The sequence below is a fragment of the Labrys wisconsinensis genome, from assembly GCF_030814995.1.
Classification (GTDB): domain Bacteria; phylum Pseudomonadota; class Alphaproteobacteria; order Rhizobiales; family Labraceae; genus Labrys; species Labrys wisconsinensis.
Genome location: NZ_JAUSVX010000008.1, coordinates 291576 through 316902 on the forward strand (window position 1 = coordinate 291576; position 25327 = coordinate 316902).

The following is a 25327-nucleotide window of genomic DNA, read 5'->3' on the forward strand; positions in this document are numbered from 1 at the left end:
ACGAGGCGGATCGGGTGACAAAGGGCACTCTGTGACGTGCGTTGCGCCCTATCCTGATTGACCCCCACCCCTTGCCCCTCCCCGCAAGGGGGAGGGGAACGGCTAGCGTCGCGTCAGAAGCACTTATTGCCAAACAAGTCCCAAAGCGTCGATGCACGGATCGGAGGATTGCGGGCCGCCGCTTCTTGTCGCACCCGCTCCCATCCGCGATGTCGCAAAAGTCTGCGGTAAGACTGTCGCAGCAGTCGGGACATTGGCGACGCGGAATTTTGGAGGCCGTGATGACCACTTTGAGCCGCCCGGACCTCAGCGACATTCATCCCGGCGATTGGGTGGATCGCCGGTTGCCGGCGGCATGGCGGCCCTACACACGTCTGGCCCGGCTGGATCGCCCGGTGGGACTGTGGCTGACGCTCTTTCCCTGTTGGGCCGCGCTCGTCCAGGCATCGCACGGCTTTCCCGACCTTCGGGAACTGGCTGTCTTCTCGCTGGGCGCTCTGCTGATGAGGAGTGCCGGTGCCACGGTCAACGACATCGCCGATCGAAAGTTCGACGGCCACGTCGAGCGGACCCGCTTCCGACCCTTGGCAAGCGGACAGATCGGCCCTTGGCGGGCCCTGGTCTTTCTGGCTGCTCAGCTTGCCCTGGCAGCTTGGCTCCTGCTTTTCCTCGCCCCCACCACGCGCCTGGTCGCGATGTGCGTTCTGCCGCTCGTGCTCGTCTATCCGCTCTGCAAGCGTTTCACCCATTGGCCCCAGGCCGTCCTCGGCGCCGCCTTCAATTGGGGGATGCTGATGGCGTGGGCGGAGGTTGCAGGGCATATCCCTACCGGAGCCGTGCTGATGTGGGCCGGCGCCATCGCATGGCAGATCGGATACGATACCGTCTATGCCTATGTCGACGTGAAGGACGATACCCGACTCGGCCTGAAATCGACGGCAATCCTGTTCGGCCGGCACGGCAGGAGCTGCATCGGCCTGTTCTACGCCTTGACGGTCGGAGCGTGGTCGCTCGGGGGCTGGCTGCTCGGCATGTCGCTGCCTTACGCCGCGGGCATGGTGGTGATCGCCGCGCACCTTGCCTGGCAGACCCGGCGGATAGACCTTGCCCGCCCGGAGGTGAATTTCCGCCTGTTCCTGGCGAATATCCTGACCGGGGCGCTGCTGGCGGGCGCGGCCCTTGCAGGAACCTGGTGAGCGAAACCAATCCGTGGCGAAAGTCTTGCCCGACGATCGTTGGAATGACCCGCGTGTTGCATTGACAATATCGAGAAGGGATTTAGTCTTCGGGTCGGCCTGTGCAGCCTGCCGCTCGCGCCAATTTTGGTCCGGTGAATGCACGTATATGAGATTGGGTTCGACTTCCAGCTTTGGGCAGTCGGTCAGCAACGCGAGCACTGACACTTGGACTGCGCTCAAAGGAACTGGAATGTTCAGCACCCTTGGTATCAAAAGCATGGCGAAGGCCCTGCGACAAGCCCTCAGTGCCCGCAAAGTCGAGCTGTCTCACAGCGACTGCCTCGAGCTGATCGCAAGACAGTTCGGCATGAAGGATTGGAATGAGCTTGCTGCCGCCCTCGGGCAGAAAGCGGCTGACAAGCCCCTCGTTTTCTCGATTGCCGGCGAGGAAATGAAGCTTCATAGAACGACGGAAAAACTGGATGTGAACGACACGGACTTGTCAGGATCCACGTTCAACGACGCCAATCTCTCGGGATCGACGTTCAACCAGATCAATTTTTCGGGTGCCAGGTTCAACGACAGCAATATGAGCGGATGGTACGTGAACGACGTCAATCTGTCGGGCTCACGGTTTCAAAACATCAACCTGTCCGGGGTCGCCTTCTCCAAATGTCGGTTGACGGGCGCCACGTTGGACGGCGTGCCGCTCGAAGACATTGTCGAGCTTTATAAGGGAACGCGAAACTCCTATGGTGAATCGACGGCGTAGGGCTGGCCGGGCCGGCCTCTTCCGGCCTTGCACAGGCTGCGTCTCAGGCCGTAGTGAACGCGATGCGGGGCTGCGGCGTCGTGCCGACCAGCCCTCGAACGGATCCTCGCCGTGACCCCCGATATCCTCGCCAAGGCCTTCTCGCTGATCGCACTCGAAGCGGGAGAGCTGATCATGCGCTTCTATGAAGGAGGCGCCGAGGTCCGGCTCAAGGACGATCGCTCGCCGGTGACGCAGGCCGACGAGCGCGCCGAGACGCTGATCCTGGAGAGGCTGAAGACGGTGCTCCCCGACGTCCCCGTCGTCGCCGAGGAGAGCGTGTGCCGGGGCGAGGTGCCTGATCTGGGCGAGCGCTACGTCCTGGTCGATCCACTGGACGGCACCAAGGAATTCCTCGGCCGCAATGGCGAGTTCACGGTCAACATCGCCCTCATCGAGGCGGGCCGGCCGGTGGCCGGCTGCGTCTACGCGCCGGCGGTGGGCGTGCTCTATGCCGGCGGCACCCGTGCCTGGCGCAGCGCCGAGGGCGTGGAGACGCGGCTGCGCACCCGGCCCTATCCGGCGCAGGGGCTGACGGCGCTGTGCAGCCGCTCCCATCCCGACCCCGGGAGCGAGGCGTTCCTCGCCGCCTTTCCCATTGCCGAGCGGCGCGAGGCCGGGTCGTCGCTGAAGTTCTGCCGGGTGGCCGAGGGCGAGGCGGACGTCTATCCGCGCTTCGGCCCGACCATGGAGTGGGACGTGGCGGCCGGCCATGCCGTGCTGGCCGCGGCCGGCGGCACGGTGGTGGCGCCGGACGGCTCGCCCTTCCCCTACCGGCGGGGCGAGACCGGGTTCCGCAACGGGGCCTTCGTCGCCTGGGGGCGCTCGCCGCTCAATTGATGCCCTCGGCTCCGGCCTCCGACCGGTGCCGAGTGGGCGCGATGACGGAGCGCGGCGCGGGGCTCGATCCTTGGCGGGATCAGCGCATCAGGCCGGCCTCGAGCGCCGGCCAGGCGGCTTCGGCTGTGGCGGCCCGTCGCGGCGAGGTGAGGAAATCGTCCCGGCTGGCGCCGTCGCGAAAGAGATAGAGCCGCTCGCCGGCAATGGCGAAGACGCGGGGATCGCCGGCCGCGGCCACGCCCCGGCCGACCGCGCCGGCGTCGTAGCCGCCGAAGGCCGGGGCGAAGACGCCGGGATCGGCGGCGAAGGCCGCCATGTTGCCCTCGTTGGCGAAGCGCCAGGCGGCACCGTTCCAGACGAGCTGGAAGTCGGCCGAGCCGGCGACGGGGCGGCCGGCGGCGAAATAGGCCACCGGATCATAGCCGCCGATCGCCACGCCGGAGATCCTGTCCGTGACGATGCGCTCGGTGAGCCCGACCTCGCCGAGGGCGATGCCGTCGAGCTGCAATGTCCCGGCCGACGCGCCGGCAAGCCCGCCGAGGCCGAGGGCCAGCGCCGCGAGCGTCGGGACGATGCGGCGTGCGAGACGGAAGCGAAAATCGGTCAAGGCCTTAGTTCCGTACAAATCGGCGGGATCAATCGTTTGGTGAAGGAGCCGTTGCCGCGGCCCAGGCTCGTGTGGTGTTTCGTTAACCTGCATGGGCGAAAAGTCGGGTTAGAAAATTGTCTAAAATTGCAGGGATCGCGTCGGAACAGCAGCGAGGAGCCCGCACGCATCTGGAAAGACCAACGGAAAGAAGGGTTTCATCCATGACGCCAAAGTTCCGCGCCATCGTCTTTGCCGTCGCCGCCGTGCTGCTCGGCGCGTCGCAGACCGGGGCCGCACTGGCCTCGGACGTCAACGAACGGCCCGAGAAGATCTCGTCGAGCGAGCTGGTCGCCTCCGGTCACCGCTTCTTCGGCAACATGTCCCGCGACCTCGCCATGGCGATCCAGCAGGCGGTGAGCCGCTGGGGCGAGCCCAACGGCTACATCCTGGGCGAGGAGGGCTCCGGCGCCTTCTTCGCCGGCCTGCGCTACGGCGAGGGCACCATGTTCACCCGCAATGCCGGTGACCAGAAGGTCTATTGGCAAGGTCCCTCCCTCGGCTGGGACTTCGGCGGCGACGGCGCGCGCACCATGATGCTGGTCTACAACATGCCGCGCAGGGACGCGATCTATGCCCGCTTCGCCGGGCTGGCCGGCTCGGCCTATGTGGTCGGCGGCGTCGGCATGACCGCGCTGATGTGGGACGACATGGTGGTCGTGCCGATCAAGACGGGCGTCGGCGCCCGGCTCGGCGTCAATCTCGGCTATCTCAAGTTCACCTCGCAGGCGACCTGGAATCCGCTGTGAGGCGGCCGGGTCGGCGCTTGGTTACCAAATCGTTGATTTTACGCCGCAGGTGCGGCGCGGAGCGTGCGACATCCCTTTGAGGGGCGTGTCGCGCGTGCCATATAGAGGGCAGGCGACGCTGGAGCTCTGATCGCCCCTTGCTGGACTACGCCATCTTCTTCGCGCTCGGCTGCCTGGTCGCAGGGCTCGTCGCCTTCGCGGCGCTGCCGGCGGTATGGGCGCGGGCGCTGCGCCTGACCAGGCGCCAGCTCGAGACCGCCATCCCGATCTCGATGGCGGAGGTGCGGGCCGGGCGCGACCAGGTGCGGGCCGAAGCGGCGATCGAGCAGCGCCGGATCGAGGCCCGGTTCGAGGCCGAGCGCGAGCGCCGCCATGCCGTGATGGCCGATAACGGCCGCCAGAGCGAGATCATCCGGCGCCTGACGGCGGACGGGGAAGCCAAGCTCGAGCGGTTGCGCGCGCTGGAAGGCGCGGCCGCCGGCGCCCAGGCCGAGCTGTCGGAGCGCCAGGGCGAGATCGACGCGCTGCGCACCGAGCTCGCCGCCGCCCATGTCGCCGCCGCGGCCGGCGATCAGACCACCGACGGCCTGAGGCGCGACCTCGACCTCGCCCGCATGGAGGTCGACGGCCTGCATGTCGAGATCATCGCCCTGCGGACCAAGCTCGGCACCGCGGAGGACGATCTGGCGCAGGGCCGGCGCGAGGTCGCCGCGCTCACCGAAGCCGGTGTCGAGCGCGAGAGCCGCCTGGCGCTGCAGGCCGCCGAGCTCGCCAGCAAGGAGGCCTCGGCCGCCTCGCTGGGCGGACGCCTCGCCCGGCTCGAGCAGCACCTTGCCGAGAAGACGGCCGAGGCCGGGCATGCCGAGACGGCGCTGGCGGCGCTGGAGACCCGGCTCGCCGCCACGACCGAGGATCTGCGTCGCCGCGACGCGGCGCTGGCCGAGCGCGACGGGAAGCTCGCCTTCGTCGCCGGCCGGGAGGCCGAGTTCACCGGCGAGATCGCCCACCTGAAGGCGGAGGCGCAGCGCACGGCGGCGGACCTGGCGCGCGGCACCGAGAGGCTGCGCACCGACCGTCGGTCGCTGGAGGCACGGCTGGAGGAGGCGCGGGCCGAGCAGGCGCGCCTCAAGACGGAGGCGGCCGAGCTCAGGCGCGAGGCCCGCGACGGCTGGCAGGCGATCGAGCACGAGAACCAGGTGCTGCGGGTCGAGCTCGCCCGCCTCGCCGCCGAGATCGCCCGGGAGACGGGACGGGGCGAAGGCGTCCCGCTGGCGGCCGCCGGCCTCGCGGCAGCCAATGACGATCTCGACGACCGCCTGCGCGGGCTCCTGGCGAAAGCGCCGGTGCCCAGCGATGCGCCGCCGGTCTGAGAGACCGTCAGCGGGCCCAAGCAGGGTCTCCCGAACCTGCTTGCACTTGGCAGTCTGAGCATTCGTGGCTGGAGCCACGAGAAGCTGCTCAGGCCAGCGCCATGGCGATCCGCGCTCCGAGGCGGGCATTGTTCTCCACCAGGGCGACATTGGCCTCGAGGCTGCGGCCTTCGGTGAGCTCGAGCATGCGCGACAGCAGGAAGGGCGTCAGCGCCTTGCCAGTGACCCCGAGCGCGTCGGCCTGCGCGATCGCCCCGTCGATCGCCGGATTGATCTCGGCGGCAGCAATCTCGTCGGCGGGCGGGATGGGATTGCCGACGAGCACGCCGCCGTCGAGCCGGAGCTCGCGCCGCGCCCGGATCAGGGCTGCGATCTCGCCGGGCGTGTCGAGGCGGATCGGCGCGGCGAGGCCGCTGCTGCGGCTCCAGAAGGCCGGGAATTCGTCCGTGCCGTAGCCGACCACCGGCACACCCAGCGTTTCCAGGGTCTCCAGCGTCTTGGGCAGGTCGAGAATGGCCTTGGCGCCGGCGCAGACCACGCAGACCGCGGTGCGCGCCAGCTCCTGCAGGTCGGCGGAGACGTCGTAGGTGCGCTCGGCGCCGCGATGCACGCCGCCGATGCCGCCGGTGGCGAAGACGGCGATGCCGGCGCGCTCGGCCGCGATCATCGTGGCGGCGACCGTGGTCGAGCCGTTCCTGCCGGAGGCGAGGGCATAGCCGAGATCCGCCCGGCTGAGCTTGAGGAAGCCGCCGGCGCGCCCGACGGCCTCGAGCGTGGCGTCCTCGACGCCGGCATGGATGACGCCGTCGAGCACGACGATGGTCGCCGGCTCCGCGCCTTCTTCGCGCACGGCGCGCTCGACGCGGCGCGCCGTCTCCACGTTCCGCGGCCAGGGCATGCCGTGGGTGATGATGGTCGATTCCAGCGCGACCACCGGCCGGCCCGCTGCGAGGGCCGCCGCGACCGCCGGCGAATGGACGATGAGGCTCATGCGTCTTTCCGGATTGTTGCGCGCCGCGTCGGGCGGAAGCGGCTTTGCCGGATGCAATAGCGGCGCAGCGCCGGCTTGTCTTCCCCGATCCGATGCGTCGGGTCTATCCGACGCGTCCGATGCGACGCGCCGGTCCGCATGGCCGGCCAGCGCGGTCCGGCCGCAACCTGCGGCAGGTCTGCAACGCTTGTGAGAAAGTTGAGCGAATGCGAAGCTGCGCCATATTTTGAGCCTGTGGGGCGGCTGTGCTTGCGCTTAATGAGCCGTCTTCCTGGGATCCTGATCATGCGCCGTTCCGTTCTCTTCGCCTTCATCACCCTCCTGTCGGCTGCGCCGGCCGCCGCCGCGCAGTGCGGCCAGGACGCTAGCGGCTTTCCCGCCTGGCTCGAAGCCTTCAAGGGTGAGGCGACGAGCGCGGGCATCTCCCAGGCCACCGTCACGGCGGCGTTCGACGGCGTGACCTACGATCCCAAGACGATCGGCTATGACCGCAACCAGAAGGTGTTCAAGCAGAGCTTCGAAGAGTTCTCCGGCCGCATGGTCAACGCCTACCGCATCAAGAAGGCGCAGGCGTTCATCGCCAAGAACCAGGCGCTGCTCGCGCGCATCGAGGAGCGCTTCGGCGTACCCGGGCCGGTCCTCACCGCGATCTGGGGCCTGGAGACCGATTTCGGCGCCAATATCGGCAATTTCCAGACCATCCGCTCCCTGGCGACGCTGGCCTATGACTGCCGCCGCTCGGACCGCTTCCACGACGAATTGATCAACGCGCTGAAGATCCTCGACGAGGGCGACATGCCGCCTTCGGCCCTGCGCGGCGCCTGGGCGGGCGAGCTCGGCCAGACCCAGTTCATGCCGAGCTCCTACATCAAGTTCGCCGTCGACTTCGACGGCGACGGCAAGCGCGACCTCCTGCACAGCGTGCCCGACGTGCTCGCCTCCACCGCCAACTATCTCAAGAGCTACGGCTGGGTCGCCGGCCAGCCCTGGGATCCCGGCACGGCCAATTTCGCCGTGATCAAGGAGTGGAACAAGAGCGACATCTACGCCCGGACGATCGCGCTGCTGGCGAACCGCATCGCCGGCGAATCCTGACGCGACAGGCCGGGCGCGGCGTCGGCGGGGGAGGGCGGCATCTGCCCTCTGTCCCAGCGGAACGTCCCGTGCCAAAGTCCCGGTCCCCCGGTCTGCTGAACGGAGCTCCAGGATGTTTCGCCGCGCCTTTCTCGGCCTCGCGCTCGCCGTCGCGACGCTGGCCGCCGTCCCCGCGCCCGCCGCGGGCCTGCCCGACCTCAAGGGCCGCAGAATCGTCGCCGTCACCGAGAACGCCTATTACCCCCTGAACTTCACCGATCCCAAGACCGGCAAGGGCATCGGCTGGGAATATGACGCGGTGAACGAGATCGCCCGGCGCCTCAACGCCACGGTGGAATGGCAGACGACGGCCTGGGACAGCATGATCCAGGCGGTGCAGGGCGGCCAGTTCGACATCGGCATGGACGGCATCTCCATCACCGACGAGCGCAGGAAGCAGATCGACTATTCCGATCCCTACATGGTGTCGGAGCAGTTCATGCTGGTGCGCGGCAACGAGAAGCGCTTTGCCGACGCCAAGTCCTTCGGCGCCGACGCCAAGCTGCTGGTCGGGGCGCAGTCCGGCACCACCAATTTCTACGTCGCCGTCTCGGACCTGCTCGGCGGCAACGACAAGAGCCCGCGCCTGAAGCTGTTCGAGACCTTCGGCGCCTCGCTGCAGGCGCTCAAGGTCGGCGACGTCGACACGGTGCTGATGGACATGGCCGGGGCGCAGGGCAACATGGATGCCGCGCCGGGCGTGTTCAAGATCGTCGGCAAGGGCCTCGGCCATGACGAGTTCGGCTTCATCTTCAAGAAGGGCTCCGACCTGGTGGCGCCGGTCAATGCGGCGCTGGCCGCGATGAAGGCAGACGGCACCCTGGCCAGGCTCGAGAAGAAGTGGTTCTACGACTACAAGATCACGAACTGATGCGCCCCCGGCCGGTCCGCCGCGGCCTGCCGCGCTGCGCCGCCCGCGGGCGGCCGCGGTGAGCGCTCCGCCGTCGAAGCCTTCGCGCCTGGCCCGGATTCCCTGGTGGGCGGCGATCCTCGTGGCGCTGTCCGTCGGGCTGGCGGCGCTGGGCCTCGCCAGCCCGCGCTACAGCGCCATCTTCACCGCCGTCGGCCAGGGGCTCCTCGTCACCGTGCGCGTCTCGGTGATGGCCTATCTCGCCTCGCTGGTGCTCGGCACGCTGATCGCGCTGGCGCTGGTGTCGCCGCGGCGCTGGCTCAGCGAGCCGGTGAAAGCCTATGTCGAGGTGATGCGCGGCGTGCCGATGCTGGTGCTGCTCTATTACATCGCCTTTGCCGTCGGCCCGGCCGTGATCGCCGGCTACGGCGCCGCCTTCGCGCCGGCGATCGCGGCCGGCTTCCTGCCCGAGATCAGCGTGCGCGATTTCGGCTTCGAGTGGCGGGCCGTCACCGCCCTGACCTTCGGCTATTCCGCCTTCATCGCCGAGGTGGTGCGCGGCGGCATCGAGGCGGTGGCCAAGGGCCAGACCGAGGCGGCGCAGGCGCTCGGCCTGTCGCGCTGGCAGACCCTGCGCCTCGTGGTGCTGCCCCAGGCGTTCAAGACCATGCTGCCGCCGCTCGGCAACGACCTCGTCTCGATGCTGAAGGATTCCTCGCTCGTCTCCGTGCTCGGCGTCGGCGACATCACCCAGATCGGCAAGACCTACTCGGCCGCGACCTTCCTGTTCTTCGAGACCTATACGGTGGTGGCCTTCTTCTACCTCGTCATGACCATCGGCCTGTCGGTGCTGGTGCGGCGGCTCGAGGCGCGCCTGCGCCGGCACGAAAGGGCGTGAGCGGCGCGTTGCTTGCTGCGGCGCAGCACAGCAAAGGTTTGCGTGCCGGCGTGTCCTGCCCTTACCCTCCGTCTTCGGGCGCGGAGTGACAGGGCTTGTCGACGATCAAGGATGTGGCGCGGGAAGCGGGCGTTTCCGTCACCACGGTCTCGCACGTGGTGAACGCCACGCGCCCGGTGGCGCCGGAGACGCGCGAGCGGGTCAGCGACGTCATCCGCCGTCTCGGCTACCGGCCCTCCGGCATCGCCCGGGCGCTCAAGGCCAACCGCACCCATGCGATCGGCATGCTGGTGACCACCAGCGTCAATCCCTTCTTCGCCGAGGTGATGCGCGGCGTCGAGGCCGGCTGCTTCGAGCGCGGCTACACGCTGATCCTCGGCAATACCGGCGACGTCGCCGAGCGGCTGGAGGCCTATTGGCACACCCTGGCGGCGCGGCGCATCGACGGGCTGGTCGTCATGACCACCAACGCCTCGCCAGACTTCCTGCAGCAGCTCGACTCCAACGGCGTGCTGCCTGTCGTGGCGCTGGACACGGCCGAGGGGCTGGTCGACTGCGTCATCAACGACGATTCCGAGATGGGCGGACGGCTGGCCGGCCGTTTCCTGGTCGAGCGCGGCTTCCGCCGCATCGGCTGCATCACCGGCCCTGCCGGCCATCCCCGCGGCACCACGCGCCTGGAGGCCTTCCGTGCCGGGCTGACCGAGGCGGGGGCGGCGCTCGATCCGGCCCTGGTGGTTCGCTCGGACTTCACCATCGCCGGCGGCTACCGGGCCCTGGGGGAGCTCGCCGCCCGTCCCGGGCCGCTGCCGGACGCGCTGTTCTGCATCAACGACATGCTCGCCATCGGCGCGCTGTGCGCGGCGCACGAGCGCGGGCTCCGGGTGCCCGACGACCTCTCGGTGATGGGCTATGACGATTCGGAGATCGCCGCCTATACCGCGCCGCCGCTCACCACCATCCGCCAGCCCGCCTTCGAGATGGGCCAGGCCGCGGCGCGGGTGCTGATCGAGCATCTCGACAGCGGCACGCCCTTGCCGCACATGCTCGCCCTGCCGCCCGAGCTGGTCGAGCGCCGCTCGGTGCGGCCGCGGGTGCAATAGGCGGCGTCAGTCCGCCGCGTCCGCCGCCAGCTGCGAGAGCGCCGCGCCTTCGAGGCGATAGACCAGCTTTTCCGCGACCACCCCGGCGCCGAGGCTCTCGTAGAGCGCGCGGGCGGGGGCGTTGGTACGCTCGGTGGTCCAGTCGATCCGCCGGCAGCCGCGCTCCAGGGCGATGCGCGCCGCCGTCGCGACGAGCCGCCGGCCGACGCCGGCCTTGCGGGCGCGGGCGGCGACGAACAGCTCCTTGAGGAAGAGCTGGGGCCGCAATCCCGCGCCGGGAAACAGCGTGGCGAGGGCGGCAAAGCCGACGATGTCGCGATCCTGCGCCGCCACCAGGATCTCGACGCCGGGCGGCAGGGCGCGGAGGTGGCCGAGGAGCTCTTCGCGCGGCGGCTCGGGCACCCGGTAATGGCGCTGCAGCTCCAGCATCAGGTCGGCCAGGCCGTCGCGATCGTCCGGCGCAAAGGCTCTGATCACGGCCACGGGCAGGCTCCGCAGGGGATCAGCCGGCCGCGAGGGCCGGCGTCGGCGGCTGCGGCGGGGCGAAGCGCAGCACCGAGGCCAGCAGGCCGGGGAAGCGCTGCTCCAGGTCCGGTCGCAGCGACACGAAGCAGCGGGTGCCCTCCTTGCGATGGCAGATGACCCCGGCCTCGCGCAGCGCCTTGATGTGGTGGCTGAGCGTGGAGTTGGCGACCTTGCAGTCGAACTCGCTGGAGCCGCGTTCGCCCGCCACCAGCGAGGCGACGATGTCCAGGCGCACGGGATCGCTCAGTGCGGCCAGGATGCCGGTGAGGCTGATCTCGTTCACTTCGGGGTGAGGGTGTTGCTTCATGCCGGAGTCCACTTATATTCGATGTTCGATGAACATCGAACTTTAATCCCTCGCTGTTCGTTTCCTCATATGGAGGCATCATGCCGAATTTGCACGACCCGATAAAGATCGGCGCGCTGGAGCTGCCGAACCGCATCGTCATGGCGCCGCTGACGCGCACGCGGGCGAGCGAGGGCCGCGTGCCCAACGCGCTGATGCGGGACTATTATGTCCAGCGCGCCTCGGCCGGCCTGATCCTGACCGAGGCGACCTCGGTCACGCCGATGGGCGTGGGCTATCCCGACACGCCCGGCATCTGGTCGGGCGAGCAGGTGGCGGGCTGGAAGCTGGTGGTCGACGGCGTGCATGCGGCGGGCGGGCGCATCGCGCTGCAGCTCTGGCATGTCGGCCGCATCTCCGATCCCGTCTATCTCGACGGGGCGCTGCCGGTGGCGCCGAGCGCCATCGCTCCGGAAGGCCATGTCAGCCTGGTACGGCCGCAGAAGGCCTATGAGACGCCGCGCGCGCTGGAGACGGACGAGATCCCCGGCATCGTCGAGGCCTATCGCAGGGGCGCCGAGAACGCGCGCGCGGCCGGCTTCGATGCGGTGGAGATCCACGGCGCCAACGGCTACCTCCTCGACCAGTTCCTGCAGGACGGCTCGAACAAGCGCACCGACCGCTATGGCGGCTCGATCGAGAACCGGGCCCGGCTGATGCTCGAGGTGACCGACGCGGTGATCTCGGTCTGGGGCGCCGACCGGGTCGGCATGCACCTGAACCTGCGGCGCAACTCGCATTCGATGAGCGATTCGACGCCGGAGGAGACCTTCTCCCATGTGGCGCGCGAGCTCGGCAAGCGCGGCATCGCCTTCATCTGCGGCCGTGAATCGCTGGAGGCACCGCGCCTGGCGCCGGCGGTGCGCAAGGCCTTCGGCGGCGTCTTCATCGCCAATGACGGCTTCACCGAGGAGACGGCCGAGGCGGCGTTGGCCGCGGGCGAGGCGGATGCGGTGGCCTTCGGCAAGCTCTACATCGCCAATGCCGACCTGGTCGAGCGCTTCGCCCTCGGCGCGCCGCTCAACGAGCCAAACCCGGCGACCTTCTATGCCAAGGGCACGCTCGGCTACACCGACTATCCCCTGCTGCAGACGGAAGCGGCGTAACCTCTCCGGCGCTTGGACGAAGCGGGGGATCACCCCCGCTTGACGTCCTTGATATCGGCGAAGCGGATCGCCGGGGCCTGCTCGCCGCGATAGCGCAGGTCGAAGGCGGACTTGGCCATGAACACCGGGTCGCCGTCGAGGTCGTCGGCGATCGAGAAGGCGTTGGCCGCGACGAACTTGTCGAGGTCGGCCCGGTTCTCGGCCGAGATCCAGCGCGCCAGCGCGAACTCGGACGGCTCGAAGCGGATCTCCAGGCCATATTCGGCCTCGAGCCGGTTCTGCAGCACGTCGAGCTGCAGCGCACCGACCACGCCGACCAGCGCCGGCGAGCCGTCGCGCGGGCGGAAGGACTGCACCACGCCTTCCTCGGCCAGGTCCTGCAGCGCGTCCTTCAGCTTCTTGGCCTTCATCGCATCGGGCAGGCGGACGCGGCGCAGGATCTCCGGCGCGAAGCTCGGCACGCCGAGGAAGGTGATGTCCTCGTTCTCGGTCAGCGTGTCGCCGATGCGCAGCGCCCCGTGGTTGGGGATGCCGACTACGTCGCCGGCATAGGCCTCTTCGGCGAGCGCCCGGTCCTGGGCGAAGAAGAACTGCGGCGCGTTGAGGCTCATGCTCTTGCCCGTGCGCATCAGCTTCACCCGCATGCCGCGCGTCAGCTTGCCCGAGCACAGGCGCGCGAAGGCGATGCGGTCGCGGTGGTTGGGATCCATGTTCGCCTGGATCTTGAAGACGAAGGCCGAGAGCCTGTCTTCGGTCGCGTGCACCACGCGGCTGGAGGCGGCCTGGTCGCGCGGGGCGGGGGCATGGTCGCCCAGCCCCTTCAGGAGGTCGCCGACGCCGAAATTCTTGATGGCCGAGCCGAAGAACACCGGCGTCAGGTGCCCCTCGCGGAAGGCCCGCAGGTTGAAGTCGCCGCAGGCTTCCTGCACCAGCGACAATTCCTCCGCGGTCGCCGCCGCATCGAGGCGAGGCGCGATCCGGGCGATGCCGGCGACGTCGTCGGCCGCCATCGGCACCGCGTCCTCGTCGCGATCGACCAGGCGCACGTGCCGGGCGGCGAAGTCATAGGTGCCGGCGAAGTCGCGCCCGCGCCCGATCGGCCAGGTCATCGGCACGGTGGCGAGCGCCAGGGTCTTCTCGATCTCGTCGAGCAGCTCGAAGGGGTCGCGGCCCTCGCGGTCCATCTTGTTGATGAAGGTGATGATCGGGATGTCGCGCAGGCGGCAGACCTCGAACAGCTTGCGCGTGCGCGCCTCGATGCCCTTGGCGGCGTCGATCACCATGACGGCCGAATCGACGGCGGTGAGCGTGCGGTAGGTGTCCTCCGAGAAGTCCTCGTGGCCCGGCGTGTCGAGCAGGTTGAAGACGAGGCCGCCATGCTCGAACGTCATCACCGAGGTGACGACGGAGATGCCGCGCTCGCGCTCGATCGACATCCAGTCCGAGCGGGTGTTGCGCCGGTCGGCCTTGGCCTTGACCTGGCCGGCGAGCTGGATGGCGCCGCCGAACAGCAGCAGCTTCTCGGTAAGCGTGGTCTTGCCCGCATCGGGATGCGAGATGATGGCGAAGGTGCGTCGCCGCTCCACCTCGTGGGCGAGGGGGGACGTGGCGGGATGGGGCGAGAGGTCGTTCAAGGCGAGATCCGGCAATGGCGCGATGTTGCCGGCTCTGTGGCACGAAACGCGCCGCGCGTCACGCGCCGGGGCGGGTGAGGGCACAGGGCCGATGCGATCTTTTGCACAGGCCGCGATTTTCCCTGTTGCAATCCCCGCGGCCCTTTGGCATACGAGCGGCCTCGCCGGGCGGTGTTCGGCGTACCCAGGATGCGGGTGTAGCTCAGGGGTAGAGCACAACCTTGCCAAGGTTGGGGTCGAGGGTTCGAATCCCTTCGCCCGCTCCAAATTTTCCTTGTAAGAACAAGGAGTTAGAAGAAGGCCACCTCCGGGTGGCTTTTCTGTTTTTCGGGTTGGTCAACACCGTACGTCTCAGGCTGAGCAAACGCCCCGGGCGAGGCGCATCGTTCCACGCGGCTACAAACCCGTCGACGTGCATCGGCGTTTTCATGCTGGAGAAGCCACCGTGTCACGGCTGGGCCGCATTGCTGGTTCTGTCATTGGCAGCATAGGATCCGGAGCATGGGTTTCGAGAGGAATGGAGCGTGGCCACTGGAAAGTCTGGCGATCTTTAGAAAGGCCGCGGTTCCAACTCCGATCATTCCAATGATGGGCTGGATGGATATCTAAGTAGAAACAAGGTTTTATGAGGCGCGGTGTGCAAAAAATGCACACGAATGTTCTCCTTCTCTTCCGTTTTCTTTAGTGCGATTGGACGGCCGATAGTACGACCGGAGCTGCCGTCCTCACGCCGCGGCACCCCACGGCCGCTCACGACTGCGCAAGGGGTACGCGCGGTGCTTTGGGAAGTGGTGGTATGATCGACGTGTGGCCAACTGACCCGAATGCGTTCATGCCAGAGATATTACCTCCCACGGTATCCGTGATGGCGGATGTGCAACTTGGGGCGACGACAATTTCGATTGATCAAGGAGGACAGGTGCCAGCTGGTATTGGGGGCTTTAATCCAGGTAGATGAAAAAGACATGCTACCTTCCTGGGAGGAATAAGCTGACCGTCTAGCAGACTGGGCGACCTGTCCGCCTTTGTACAGCTGAGGGGCGACGAACTGGTCTGCTCACATCTAGAATAGGATGGCGTCGTGGGACGAAAGCGATTTGTGATCGTCATTTTGATCATCTTGATCCCAATAGTCCTTGTAAGCACTTGCGAGTTTCATGGCACTAGCCTGAATGCTCGCTTTGGCGCTGTATCGGTCGGTATGACTAGGCAGGAGGTGATCGATGCGCTTGGCCTTCCGAGCAGGGAGGAACCCTGTGGCGCTCCCTTTACCCCCCCTCTCGACATAACGAGCTGCAAAACCGCACTGATTTACGGGTCCAGTGCTGCGCCATTGATTCCGCAGTATTGGACGGTTTGGTTGGACGATAGTGGCCGAGTTGTTGGAAAATTCGAATTTCTCTCGCCGTGACATAGAGTCGGCGGCTGTACGTAGCTGGTAATCGATCGACCTGCTGGCGAAGGAACTCAGTGGTCTGCCGCATCTTCGTCACGCGGTCTTGAGTGTGCTAGGCGAGCTGCCCGCGCTTGATAGTCGTCCGTGAAGAAACCCGATTACGCCGTGCGTGGCCGGAGCCTCCGAGGTGGCCCGTGATCGGCGCCGGGTCTGCGACCGGCGCCGTCGTCGGCGAACCGATTGCACCGCCGCCATGCGCCGTCGATCCGCCGATCGGCAGTCGCGAACAATCACCGGACTGGTCGGGTGACGAAGATTTTGCATAAAATATCACTCATGAGTTTCGAGGGTGTGAACTCAATGATTGATCGCGTTGCGATTCCAATCGTTCCCGTTTCACGCTTCACTCGAAGAGGCGGGCGGCGGATCAAGCCGTTCACACGATTCCTGCCGTCCAGAATTTAGGAAGGAGCGCAGGGTCGGTGGAATATATGCATGCGGTGGATTGTTGAGTCATATATGTTTTCGAAAAAATGCATTCATTTTTTATTGACAAGCTCACAAACTTAACCACCATTGAATTAAGCGTCCGCCGAGCAACCAGGCGATGCCGGCAGGAAGCGCGGAACGGAGGAGAACCTATGGCTTTCATGAACAGACGGCATGTGCTCGCGGCGGTCGGCGCGACGGCGATGGCTGGCACGCTCGGCCTGCGGGCGAGCGCTTCTGCCGCCGAGGCCAGGCGCATGGTCGTCATCCACAAGATCGCGGGCATTCCCTGGGTCAACATGATGGCGGACGGCGTCGCTCAAGGCGGCCAGAAGTTCGGGATCACCGCATCCCTGATCGGCCCTGCAACCCCCGATCCGGCGCAGCAGGTCAAGCTGATCGAGGATGTCATCGCCCAGAAGGTCGACGTCATCGGATTGGTGCCGCTCGACGAGAAGGTCTGCGCGCCATCGCTCAAGCGCGCCCAGGCGGCGGGGATCAAGGTCGTCACCCTGGAAGGACCGAACCAGGACGGCCGCGACTGGAATGTCGATCTGGTCAACTCGAAGACGTTCGGCGAAATCCAGATGCAACGCCTGGCGGCAGCGATGGGCGAGAAGGGGCGATACGTCGTCTATGTCGGCACGCTGACCACGCCCTTGCACAATGTCTGGGCCGACGCGGCGATCGCGTATCAAAAGGCCCACTATCCCAACATGACGCTCGCCACGGACCGCTTCCCCGGCGGCGACGAGGTCGACGTTTCGCAGCGAACCACACTTGATGTGGTCAAGGCCTATCCGGATGTCGCCGGCATTCTGGCGGAGGGCTCGAACGGGCCGATCGGTGCCGGCAACGCGATCAAGCAACTGCATATGGAGAAGAAGATCGCGGTCGTCGGCACTTGCGTGCCGAGCCAGGCGCAGGCGTTGCTCAAGGGAAAGATCATTCGGGAATGCACTTTGTGGAACCCGACTGTATCCGGCTATGCCATGGTGGCCGTTGCCAAGCTTTTGCTCGACGGCACGCCGATCGTTGCCGACATGGAAATCGCTGACCTGGGCAAGGCGTCCGTTGACCCGGCGAACAAGGCGATACAATTCGACAAGATGCTGGAGATTACCACCGACAACGTCGATTCACTGGTCGCCGCTGGCCTGTGACTCGCTCGGGGTCGTCGAGGGGCAGGGCGAAAGCGCCCGGCCCTTTGCCATCCCAGCCCTGTCGCATGGTCCGAGCCGAACCGAAGCCCGGATGGAAACGCCGCATGGCAGCTTTTCTGCAGCTATCCGACATCTCGAAGCGGTTTGGCGGGGTTCGTGCCCTCGAGCATGTCGATCTGGTGCTCGAGCAGGGCGAAGTGCATTGCATCGCCGGCGAAAATGGCTCCGGCAAATCGACCCTGATCAAGATCATCGCCGGCGTTCAGGCGCCCGAACCCGGCGGTCGGATCGTGATCGAGGGGCAGCACTATCCGCATCTCACGCCCAATCAGAGCACGACGTGCGGAATTCAGATCATCTATCAGGATCTGTCGTTGTTCCCGAATCTGACCGTCGCCGAGAATATCGGCATGGCTCAGCATCTGGGATCGCCACATCTCGTGGATTGGTCGGAAATTGAGCGTATCGCTCTCGGCGCAGTCGAAAGAATTGGCGCCAATCTCGCCCTCGACAGGAAGGTCGAGGAGCTTCCCATCGCACAAAGGCAGATCGTCGCGATCTGCCGTGCCCTGGCAGGCGATGCGAAGCTTGTCATCATGGATGAGCCGACGGCCTCCCTCACGCGTCAGGAAATCAAGACGCTGCTGCAATTGATTGCCGATCTGAAGGCAAGAGGGATCACTATCGTATTCGTCAGCCACAAGCTCGATGAGGTCCTCGAGGTGGCCGATAAGGTCACCGTCCTGCGCGACGGAAAGTGTGTCGGCACCTTCAGCGCGACAGGCATCAACGATAAAAAACTGGCCTTCCTAATGACGGGCAAGGAATTCCACTACGATCTCAGGGAAGTGGATCTGTCAAAGGCACCCGTCGTGCTTTCGGTGTCGGATCTCGAACGCACTGGAGACTATCAGGACGTCTCGTTCGAGGTCCGGGCGGGTGAGATTTTCGGCATCACCGGCCTGCTCGGTTCGGGGCGGACCGAACTGGCCCTGTCGTTGTTCGGCATGAATCCGCCGGACAGGGGCGAAATTCGGATCGGCGGAAACCGGGTCGTGCTGCGATCGAACCGGGACGCGATCAAGCAAGGCATCGCCTATGTCTCGGAAGACCGCCTGAGCCTCGGCCTCATCCTCCAGCAGCCGATCTCCTCGAATATCGTCGTGACGATCTTCGACAAGATTTCCGGCGCATTGGGGCTGCTCGATCCCGCGAAACGCAAGACCGCCGTGCGGGACTGGATCAGGGATCTGGCCATCAAGGTCTCCAACCCCGAGAATTCGGTCTCGACCCTCTCCGGCGGCAACCAGCAGCGCGTCGTGCTGGCAAAGTGGCTGGCCTGTGCGCCGCGATTGCTCATTCTGGACAGCCCCACCGTCGGCGTCGACATCAACGCCAAGGACGGCATCTACGACATCGTCAGGAAACTCGCCGCGACCGGCGTCGCCATCATCATGATTTCCGACGAAGTCCCCGAAGTTCTCTATCACAGCCACAGGATCGGTATCATGCGAGGCGGTCGCCTCGAGCGAGAGTTCCTGGCGCATGCCACGACAGAGCACGAGATATCGGAGGCCATCAATGCGTGAAAGCTTGGCTCGCTTCCGCTCGCGACATGAGTTCTGGCTATTGCTCTTCATCGTTGCATTGGTTGTCGTGCTGTCTTTGTTTTCGCCGAGCTTTTTCACGGCGCGCAATCTTTCCGATATGCTGACGTCGAACGCCTATCTCGCGATTCTGTGCTCCGGCCTGGTCGTCGTGCTCATCGCGGGCGGCATCGACGTGTCGTTCACCGCCATCGCATCGGTGGCGCAGTACGTTGCGGTGTCCTATGCCAAAGCGGTGGGCGGGAATTGGCCCGTCGTCTTTCTCATTGCATGCGCGGTCGGTGTCCTGTGCGGCATGTTCAATGCCGTGCTGATCTACCGGTTCAGGATCAGAAGCATCATCGCGACGATCGCCACTCTGAACGTCTTCTACGGCCTCCTGATCACCATCAGTGGAGGCCGGTGGATATCGGTCCTGCCGGACTGGTTCCAACGCGGCATCAGCTGGTTCGAGGTCACGGACAGCGATGATTACACCTATGCCTTGAATCTTCAGATCTTGCTGCTCGTCCTCAGCTTCGTCGTCACATGGTGCCTGTTGCAGCGGAGCAGCATCGGCAGGCAGATTTATGCGATGGGCGGCAATCCGGAGGCTGCGCAACGGCTCGGATTCAGGGTCTTTCGTCTTCATCTGCTCGTCTACGGCTATATGGGATTGACCGCAGGGCTCGCCTCGATCGCCCAGGCTCAGCTCGCGCAGACCGTCATGCCGAGTTCGCTCGTCGGCAAGGAACTGGATGTGCTTGCGGCGGTCGTGCTCGGAGGCGCGAGCCTAACGGGCGGCGTCGGAACAGTCCTGGGAACGATACTCGGCGTTGCGCTGCTCGCGATCATGCAAAACGGATTGCTGCTGGTGGGCGTCTCATCCTACTGGCTGCAATTCTTCAGTGGGCTGGTCATCCTGATCGCGATGTCGATCACGGCGATCCAGATGCGCCGCGGCCAGGTCCGGCGGAGGGTTGCGGCATGACCCTGAGCCCGGCGACATCCATGCGGGAGGGCGCGGCCTCGCGCGCCAGGCGCCTGATCTTCAAGACGACGCAAGGCGGACTTCTGAGCTTGCTCCTGGCGCTCATGCTGACGTTCACGCTGCTTGTCGGCGCCCAGTTCCTCGCTCTCGACAATCTGCAGTCGATGGCCTTTCAACTTCCGGAGTTGGGTATCCTTTCACTCGCCATGATGATCTCGCTGTTGCATGGCGGGGTGAACCTTTCGCTGATCTCGACGGCGAATCTCTCCAGCCTGACGATTGCCTATGTGCTCACGACGATGGTTCCCGGCTCCGGGGGAGTTGCCTGGGGCATCTGGCAGGTCGTCGCGATCTGCAGCGGGCTGGTGGTCGCGGCCCTCGTCGGGCTGATCAATGGCGCCGTGATCGCCTACCTCCGGGTTTCGCCGATCCTTGCGACGCTCGGCACGATGATCATGGTCAAGGGGATCGCCATCGGGTTGACGCACGGCACCGTCATCTCCGATTTCCCTGCGCCGATCGTCTTCATCGGCAGCGGCACGGTCTTCGGCATTCCCTTCGGGATCATCCTTTTCGGCGGCTGCGCAGCTCTCTTCTCGATCATGCTCAATCGCACGCCATTCGGCGCGGCGATCTATCTCATGGGCTCGAACGAGCAGGCGACGGCCTTTTCCGGGGTCGACACGAAACGCGTGATCCTGAAGATCTACGTCATCTCCAGCCTGCTGGCTGCGGTCGCCGGCGTGGTGATGATGGCGCGGTTCAATTCCGCCAACGCCTCCTATGGGGAAAGCTATCTCCTGGCGACGATACTGGCCGCCGTTCTGGGCGGGGTCGATCCGTATGGCGGGTTCGGCAAGGTGAGCGGCCTGATCCTCTCGCTTGTCATCCTGCAGGTCATATCATCGGCGTTCAATCAGCTCGGCCTCAGCCAGTTCATGACGCTGGCGATCTGGGGCTCCATCCTGATCGCCGTCAGCGCGGTCGCGATGTGGCGCGGCCGCGGCGTGCGCCGATGAGACGAGGCGGCGGGCCGCTCCGGCCGGTGTGGGCCTTCGAGGCCTCCAGCTCGAAGCCCGTTCCATTCTTTGTTCCACGGAGGCTATGATGGAATACCGTCTGCTCGGAAAATCCGGCCTGAAGGTCTCGGTGCTCAGCCTGGGCACCATGACCTTCGGGGGTGTCGGCAAGTTCAGCCATGTCGGCTCCACCGATGTGAACGGCGCTCGGCGCCAGATCGACATCTGTCTCGATGCCGGGGTCAATCTGATCGACACCGCCAACGTCTATTCGGCTGGCGTGTCGGAGGACATCATCGGTCAGGCTCTGACCGAGGGGCGCCGGCAGCGCGTTCTGCTCGCGACCAAATCCAGGATGCGGATCGGCCCGGGTCCCAACGATGCCGGGGCGTCCCGCTACCATATCATCACGGAATGCGAGAAAAGTCTCCGCCGGCTCCGCACCGACGTCATCGACCTCTACCAGCTTCATCAATGGGATGGACAGACCCCTCTCGAGGAAACGCTCGAAGCCCTGGATGCGCTCGTGCACTCCGGCAAGGTTCGCTACGTCGGCTGTTCCAACTATTCCGGCTGGCATCTGATGAAGGCACTGGCCGTCGCCGACAGCCGCAACCACACGCGCTATGTCAGTCAGCAGATCAACTATTCGCTCCAGGCCCGCGAGGCCGAGTATGAGCTCGTCCCGATTGCAATCGACCAGGGTGTCGGAATCCTCGTCTGGAGTCCTCTCGCCGGCGGGCTGCTGTCGGGCAAGTATCGTCGGGGGCAGCCCCATCCGGCCGGATCGCGGCGTCTGACCGAATGGCAGGAACCGCCGGTCCGCGACGAGGCGAAGCTCTACGATGTCGTCGAGGCGCTGATCGAGGTCGGGCAGGCCCGCGGCGTCAGTGCCGCGCAGGTGGCGTTGGCATGGCTGCTGGGCCGACCAGGCGTCGTCTCGGCCATCGTCGGCGCGCGGCAGGACGAACAGCTCGTGGACAACCTCGCTGCCGCCAGCCTCGTGCTGTCCGCGGAAGAGCGCGCCCGGCTCGACCGGGTGAGCATGCTGCCGCTGCTCTACCCCTATTGGCACCAGGCCGCGTCGGTGGCCGAGCGTCTGGGCCCGGCGGATCTCGCTCTCCTGCAGCCCTATCTCTGACATCGCTTCACGAGGCGGCCGGAGGCGAGGGCCGGGGGCTGCGGGCGGGGCGGCGATGAGAGTGCACAAGATCCGTCGCAGCGTGCTGAGGATGAGATTGCATCTCATGCGCTGACGCTGACGCGTCAGCGACGAGCGTCCGAATGGCGGGCGGTGCCGGCATGGTTCTCCGCCGCGAAAACCGGGTCGCAGGGGGGCCCCATCCGGCGCTCGCACAGCACGTCGTCCGAGAGATTGTGCATCGCCTTGAGGACGACCAGTCCCGCCGTCACCCCCTTTGTCGCGCATGACATCGATCGCTGCGCAGGCCTCCTCGCAAGCTCCTGGTGGCTTCGATGTCGATCGAAACCTCCGTGGCCATTCATGATCCCGACGCATAAGCCCTTGCGGTTTCGGGGCCCTAATCGCCTCCGCCTGCTCGACCTAGATCCAGGATCGATTGGCGGCCGCGGCTTCGAAGACGCGGTGCGCTGATCGGTCATCGCAAGCCCGGGATTTTGCGTTGAGCTCAATCGGGGGTGGGGGCGTCCCGGCGATGACTCGGAGGCAATCGAAGGACTGGGGGCTATCGATGACGAGTATCAAGGGGGCTCTGCTGGGGGCTACGGCCGGCTTGGCAATGGCGGGGGGCGCCGCGGCAGCCGACCTGCCGATGGGCAAGGCTGAGCCTGTCGAATATGTGCGGGTTTGCAGCGATGACGGCACCGGCTTCTACTATGTGCCGGGCACCGACACATGCCTGAAGATCGGCGGATATGTGCGTGTCGAAGGGCGGTATGCCGAGCCGGCTACGCGCAACGCCAATGCCATCACGGTCTTCAACCGTGCGGTGGTGAATTTCGACGCCCGCACCAATACCGAGCTCGGCGTGCTGCGCTCCTACACGGCGCTGCGCTTCGAGACGGCCAATGCGACGACCGCTGTTCTGGTCGAGCGCGCCTTCATCGAGTTCGCCGGCATCACCGCCGGCCATCAGCTGTCGATGATACAGCCCTTCACCGGGCCGATGTTCGGCAATCAGCGCTTCTTCGACGATCCCATCCCGGCGAACGGCAACTCCCCCTATACCGACATGCTGGCCTACACCGCCAGGTTCGACGGCGGCGTCTCGGCCACGCTCGGCATCGAGGATGGACTGAACCGCCGAGGCGTCAACAGCTCGGCCCCCGTGCTGCCCAACCTCAACGGCGGCGTCAGCGGGTTCGGCGGCCAGACCCTTCCCGATGTCGTCGCCAATCTGAGGGTGACGCAGGGCTGGGGAACGGCTCAGATCGGTGGCGCCGTTCACCAGATCCGCGCCGCCGACCCGCGCGTCGACACCGACTACGGCTTCGCCGTCGAGGCCGGCGCCGACATCAAGCTCGATGATTATCTGACCAAGGGCAGCAAGTTCCAGGTGCTCGGTGTCTACACGTCCGGCGCGCCGGCCTATGCCAACGTTGCCGGCCGCACCTCGACCTTCGGCGTCAACGTCGACGTGGCGGACGCCGCGATCGTCGGCACCGACATCAAGAAGACCGAGGCCTGGGGTGTCGGTGGCTCCTTCACCTATTTCTGGGTGCCCGGCACCTGGCGCTCCAATGTCGAGGGCACCTACGTCTCCGTCAACCAGAGTTCGGCTCTGACCGGCACCGGCAACTTCCGCAACTTCCGGGAATATACCCTCGGCCTCAACACGATCTGGTCGCCGGTTGCGAATCTCGATATCGGCGGCGAAATCTTCTACCGCAACATAGACTACTCCGGCACGATCACCGCCCTCGGCCAAACCTATAGCGAGAACGACGCCTGGAGCGGACGCATTCGCATCCAGCGCACCTTCTGATCCCATCGCATTCCGGCGATTGAGGAGGATCCGATGAGACGCCGCGCGGCCGGATGGCCGATGCGGCGTCGGCTGCGCGCACGAGAACAGACCCGGCAGCGGTCGGCCGTGAAGGCGGCGGATCAGGCCATTTGGATCTGACGAGGCGGAGTGCCGGCGGCAGCGAAGAGGGCGTACAAGCTCCCTGGCACTACCACCACGAACTGCCGGCCGACAGTCCTCCGTCGACGACGAGGGTGTGGCCATTGACGAAGCTCGCCCCCTCGGAGGCCAGAAAGACCGCGGCGTGCGCGATATCTTCGACCGATCCCAGGCGGCCGACCGGGGTGTGGGCGATCCCGGCTGCGCGCCTCTCGGGATGGGCCGCCATGTAGCCGCGGGTGAGGGGGGTCTCGATGATGCCCGGCGCGATCGAATTGACGGTGGCTCCGAGCGGCCCCCACTCGATCGCCAGCGCGCGGACGAAGCCGGCCACGCCGGCCTTGGCGGCGCTGTAGGGCGCACGCAGCTTCATGCCGTGGATCGCATTCAGCGAACTGATGGCAATGAACCTGCTGCCGGGACGCTGCAAGGCCAGCGGGCCGAAGACCTGAAAGGTCGCGATCAATCCGTAGAGATTGATGTCGAGTATCGACCGGATCGCTTCGTCCGAAACCGCCAGCGTGAGTTCCCGGATATTGATGCCGGCGCTCCCCACTACCGCCCGAAGCCTGACGCCGGCTTGCTCAAACTCGCCGGCGATCTCGACCAGCCGCGCCCGATCCGCAACATCCGCCTTCAGGACATGCGGTCGCGGGAGGCCGCGTTCCTTCACGAGCGCTTCGAGCTCCTCGACATTGTCCTCGCCGCGCCGGGACAGGGTGTACACGTCCTTACCTTCAGCAAGGAAGCGAAGGCTGATCGCGAGGCCGATCCCGGTCGTGCCGCCCGTCACCAGAACGGCGTCCTTCGGGCTCTTCTCATGTTCGTTCGACATTGTTCCTCCGAAACGTCTTCGATGGGCGGATCCCGGAGGGCCTCGCCGGACGACAGGCCCCTTGCTCCGATCCCATCGATGCTTCTTGCTGTTTCAACTTCGGCCGCGTTCCGAGCCAGGCGGCCGTCGTCGCCGCCAAGCGGCGACGGGTCTCGTGCGATGGGGCGCGACCAGAGCGTGATCGCTTCAAGTTGAATCGATCGCACTCTCTATCTCTTTGTTTTTACGCATTTTCTTGACGAGAACCGGTATCCGGTTCGCTGGAAAACGCTCTAGGTCTTGGCGGCGGTCGCGCGATCGCTGAAGAGCACGCCTCCCTTGGCCTTCGCCTCCTGCGACGACTCCATCAGCTGGATCAGGACCGTGTCCTCGGCAACATCGAGATTGCGGGCCACCGCTTCCGTCACCTCCTTCACCAGCTTTCGCTTCTGATCGAGCGTCTTGCCCTGGAGGGCATAGATATAGACTTCCGGCATGATCCATTCTCCTTGAACCGAACGAGCCGACGGCGGTCACGAAATCCTTCGATCGCCATATGGGGAGCTGCTCCGTTTGCTCGC

General features: G+C 65.9%; 24 protein-coding genes and 1 tRNA gene. 17 read left to right on the forward strand and 8 right to left on the reverse strand.

Annotation, left to right across the window (positions count from 1 at the left end; all coding sequences use genetic code 11):
- The first annotated feature begins 281 nt into the window (after nucleotides 1-281).
- From ubiA to cysQ, 3 genes are all read left to right on the forward strand, one after another.
- Complete coding sequence (ubiA, locus tag QO011_RS21810; RefSeq protein ID WP_307276331.1) at nucleotides 282-1196, forward strand: 4-hydroxybenzoate octaprenyltransferase; 915 nt, start codon at nucleotides 282-284, stop codon at nucleotides 1194-1196.
- 232 nt (nucleotides 1197-1428) lie between these two features.
- Nucleotides 1429-1950: a pentapeptide repeat-containing protein gene (locus QO011_RS21815; protein ID WP_307276334.1), complete on the forward strand. Its 522-nt coding sequence runs from the start codon at nucleotides 1429-1431 to the stop codon at nucleotides 1948-1950.
- A gap of 111 nt (nucleotides 1951-2061) precedes the next feature.
- Nucleotides 2062-2829, forward strand: coding sequence for a 3'(2'),5'-bisphosphate nucleotidase CysQ (gene cysQ / locus QO011_RS21820; RefSeq protein ID WP_307276337.1), 768 nt, complete (start codon nucleotides 2062-2064; stop codon nucleotides 2827-2829).
- Nucleotides 2830-2908: 79 nt separating this feature from the next.
- Here cysQ and QO011_RS21825 read toward each other — a convergent pair whose 3' ends face one another.
- Complete coding sequence (locus QO011_RS21825; RefSeq protein ID WP_307276340.1) at nucleotides 2909-3436, reverse strand: YHS domain-containing (seleno)protein; 528 nt, start codon at nucleotides 3434-3436, stop codon at nucleotides 2909-2911.
- A 203-nt stretch (nucleotides 3437-3639) separates the two neighbouring features.
- On the opposite strand from QO011_RS21825, the gene QO011_RS21830 reads away from it, so the two are divergent.
- Nucleotides 3640-4224 (forward strand): DUF1134 domain-containing protein, encoded by a 585-nt coding sequence (locus QO011_RS21830; RefSeq protein WP_307276343.1) that lies wholly within the window; start codon nucleotides 3640-3642, stop codon nucleotides 4222-4224.
- Between the two features lie 137 nt (nucleotides 4225-4361).
- Nucleotides 4362-5594: a coiled-coil domain-containing protein gene (locus QO011_RS21835; RefSeq protein ID WP_307276346.1), complete on the forward strand. Its 1233-nt coding sequence runs from the start codon at nucleotides 4362-4364 to the stop codon at nucleotides 5592-5594.
- Between the two features lie 88 nt (nucleotides 5595-5682).
- Here the strand turns inward: QO011_RS21835 and QO011_RS21840 are convergent, their stop codons facing one another.
- On the reverse strand, nucleotides 5683-6585 hold the full coding sequence (locus QO011_RS21840) for a pseudouridine-5'-phosphate glycosidase (RefSeq protein ID WP_307276348.1): 903 nt from the start codon (nucleotides 6583-6585) through the stop codon (nucleotides 5683-5685).
- Between the two features lie 285 nt (nucleotides 6586-6870).
- Here QO011_RS21840 and QO011_RS21845 point away from each other — a divergent pair, with 285 nt between their 5' ends.
- The 4 genes from QO011_RS21845 (at nucleotide 6871) to QO011_RS21860 (ending at nucleotide 10570) form a co-directional block, all read left to right on the forward strand.
- Nucleotides 6871-7680, forward strand: a complete 810-nt coding sequence (locus QO011_RS21845; RefSeq protein ID WP_307276351.1) for a lytic murein transglycosylase — start codon at nucleotides 6871-6873, stop codon at nucleotides 7678-7680.
- Between the two features lie 112 nt (nucleotides 7681-7792).
- Entirely contained in the window at nucleotides 7793-8590 is a 798-nt protein-coding gene (locus QO011_RS21850; protein ID WP_307276354.1) for a transporter substrate-binding domain-containing protein, read from the forward strand.
- Nucleotides 8591-8648: 58 nt separating this feature from the next.
- Nucleotides 8649-9467, forward strand: a complete 819-nt coding sequence (locus QO011_RS21855; protein WP_307276357.1) for an amino acid ABC transporter permease — start codon at nucleotides 8649-8651, stop codon at nucleotides 9465-9467.
- 95 nt (nucleotides 9468-9562) lie between these two features.
- Nucleotides 9563-10570 (forward strand): LacI family DNA-binding transcriptional regulator, encoded by a 1008-nt coding sequence (locus tag QO011_RS21860; protein ID WP_307276361.1) that lies wholly within the window; start codon nucleotides 9563-9565, stop codon nucleotides 10568-10570.
- Between the two features lie 6 nt (nucleotides 10571-10576).
- Here the strand turns inward: QO011_RS21860 and QO011_RS21865 are convergent, their stop codons facing one another.
- Nucleotides 10577-11053 carry a GNAT family N-acetyltransferase gene (locus QO011_RS21865; protein ID WP_307276364.1) on the reverse strand — a complete coding sequence of 159 codons (477 nt, stop codon included), beginning with the start codon at nucleotides 11051-11053 and terminating at the stop codon, nucleotides 10577-10579.
- Nucleotides 11054-11072: 19 nt separating this feature from the next.
- Nucleotides 11073-11402, reverse strand: coding sequence for an ArsR/SmtB family transcription factor (locus QO011_RS21870; RefSeq protein ID WP_307276367.1), 330 nt, complete (start codon nucleotides 11400-11402; stop codon nucleotides 11073-11075).
- A gap of 80 nt (nucleotides 11403-11482) precedes the next feature.
- Between QO011_RS21870 and QO011_RS21875 the strand changes: the two genes are divergently transcribed.
- A complete protein-coding gene (locus QO011_RS21875; RefSeq protein ID WP_307276370.1) occupies nucleotides 11483-12547 on the forward strand; it encodes an alkene reductase in 1065 nt (354 codons plus the stop codon).
- A gap of 29 nt (nucleotides 12548-12576) precedes the next feature.
- Here the strand turns inward: QO011_RS21875 and QO011_RS21880 are convergent, their stop codons facing one another.
- Nucleotides 12577-14181, reverse strand: coding sequence for a peptide chain release factor 3 (locus tag QO011_RS21880; RefSeq protein ID WP_370881992.1), 1605 nt, complete (start codon nucleotides 14179-14181; stop codon nucleotides 12577-12579).
- 191 nt (nucleotides 14182-14372) lie between these two features.
- On the opposite strand from QO011_RS21880, the gene QO011_RS21885 reads away from it, so the two are divergent.
- From QO011_RS21885 to QO011_RS21910, 6 genes are all read left to right on the forward strand, one after another.
- Nucleotides 14373-14447, forward strand: a tRNA-Gly gene (locus QO011_RS21885).
- A 1771-nt stretch (nucleotides 14448-16218) separates the two neighbouring features.
- The gene (locus tag QO011_RS21890) at nucleotides 16219-17229 is read left to right on the forward strand and encodes a substrate-binding domain-containing protein (RefSeq protein ID WP_307276376.1); all 1011 of its coding nucleotides are present in this window, start codon (nucleotides 16219-16221) and stop codon (nucleotides 17227-17229) included.
- Nucleotides 17230-17333: 104 nt separating this feature from the next.
- Nucleotides 17334-18818 (forward strand): sugar ABC transporter ATP-binding protein, encoded by a 1485-nt coding sequence (locus QO011_RS21895; protein WP_307276379.1) that lies wholly within the window; start codon nucleotides 17334-17336, stop codon nucleotides 18816-18818.
- On the forward strand, nucleotides 18811-19806 hold the full coding sequence (locus QO011_RS21900; protein WP_307276381.1) for an ABC transporter permease: 996 nt from the start codon (nucleotides 18811-18813) through the stop codon (nucleotides 19804-19806). The genes QO011_RS21895 and QO011_RS21900 overlap by 8 nt, the downstream gene beginning before the upstream one ends.
- On the forward strand, nucleotides 19803-20825 hold the full coding sequence (locus QO011_RS21905; protein ID WP_307276384.1) for an ABC transporter permease: 1023 nt from the start codon (nucleotides 19803-19805) through the stop codon (nucleotides 20823-20825). The genes QO011_RS21900 and QO011_RS21905 overlap by 4 nt, the downstream gene beginning before the upstream one ends.
- A gap of 88 nt (nucleotides 20826-20913) precedes the next feature.
- On the forward strand, nucleotides 20914-21966 hold the full coding sequence (locus QO011_RS21910; RefSeq protein WP_307276387.1) for an aldo/keto reductase: 1053 nt from the start codon (nucleotides 20914-20916) through the stop codon (nucleotides 21964-21966).
- Nucleotides 21967-22091: 125 nt separating this feature from the next.
- Here the strand turns inward: QO011_RS21910 and QO011_RS21915 are convergent, their stop codons facing one another.
- Nucleotides 22092-22259 carry a hypothetical protein gene (locus tag QO011_RS21915; protein ID WP_307276390.1) on the reverse strand — a complete coding sequence of 56 codons (168 nt, stop codon included), beginning with the start codon at nucleotides 22257-22259 and terminating at the stop codon, nucleotides 22092-22094.
- A 278-nt stretch (nucleotides 22260-22537) separates the two neighbouring features.
- Here QO011_RS21915 and QO011_RS21920 point away from each other — a divergent pair, with 278 nt between their 5' ends.
- Nucleotides 22538-23791, forward strand: coding sequence for a porin (locus QO011_RS21920; protein WP_307276394.1), 1254 nt, complete (start codon nucleotides 22538-22540; stop codon nucleotides 23789-23791).
- Nucleotides 23792-23981: 190 nt separating this feature from the next.
- On the opposite strand, the gene QO011_RS21925 is transcribed toward QO011_RS21920, so the two are convergent.
- Complete coding sequence (locus tag QO011_RS21925) at nucleotides 23982-24767, reverse strand: SDR family NAD(P)-dependent oxidoreductase (protein ID WP_307276396.1); 786 nt, start codon at nucleotides 24765-24767, stop codon at nucleotides 23982-23984.
- Nucleotides 24768-25039: 272 nt separating this feature from the next.
- Nucleotides 25040-25243, reverse strand: a complete 204-nt coding sequence (locus QO011_RS21930) for a tautomerase family protein (protein ID WP_307276398.1) — start codon at nucleotides 25241-25243, stop codon at nucleotides 25040-25042.
- Nucleotides 25244-25327: the final 84 nt, after the last annotated feature.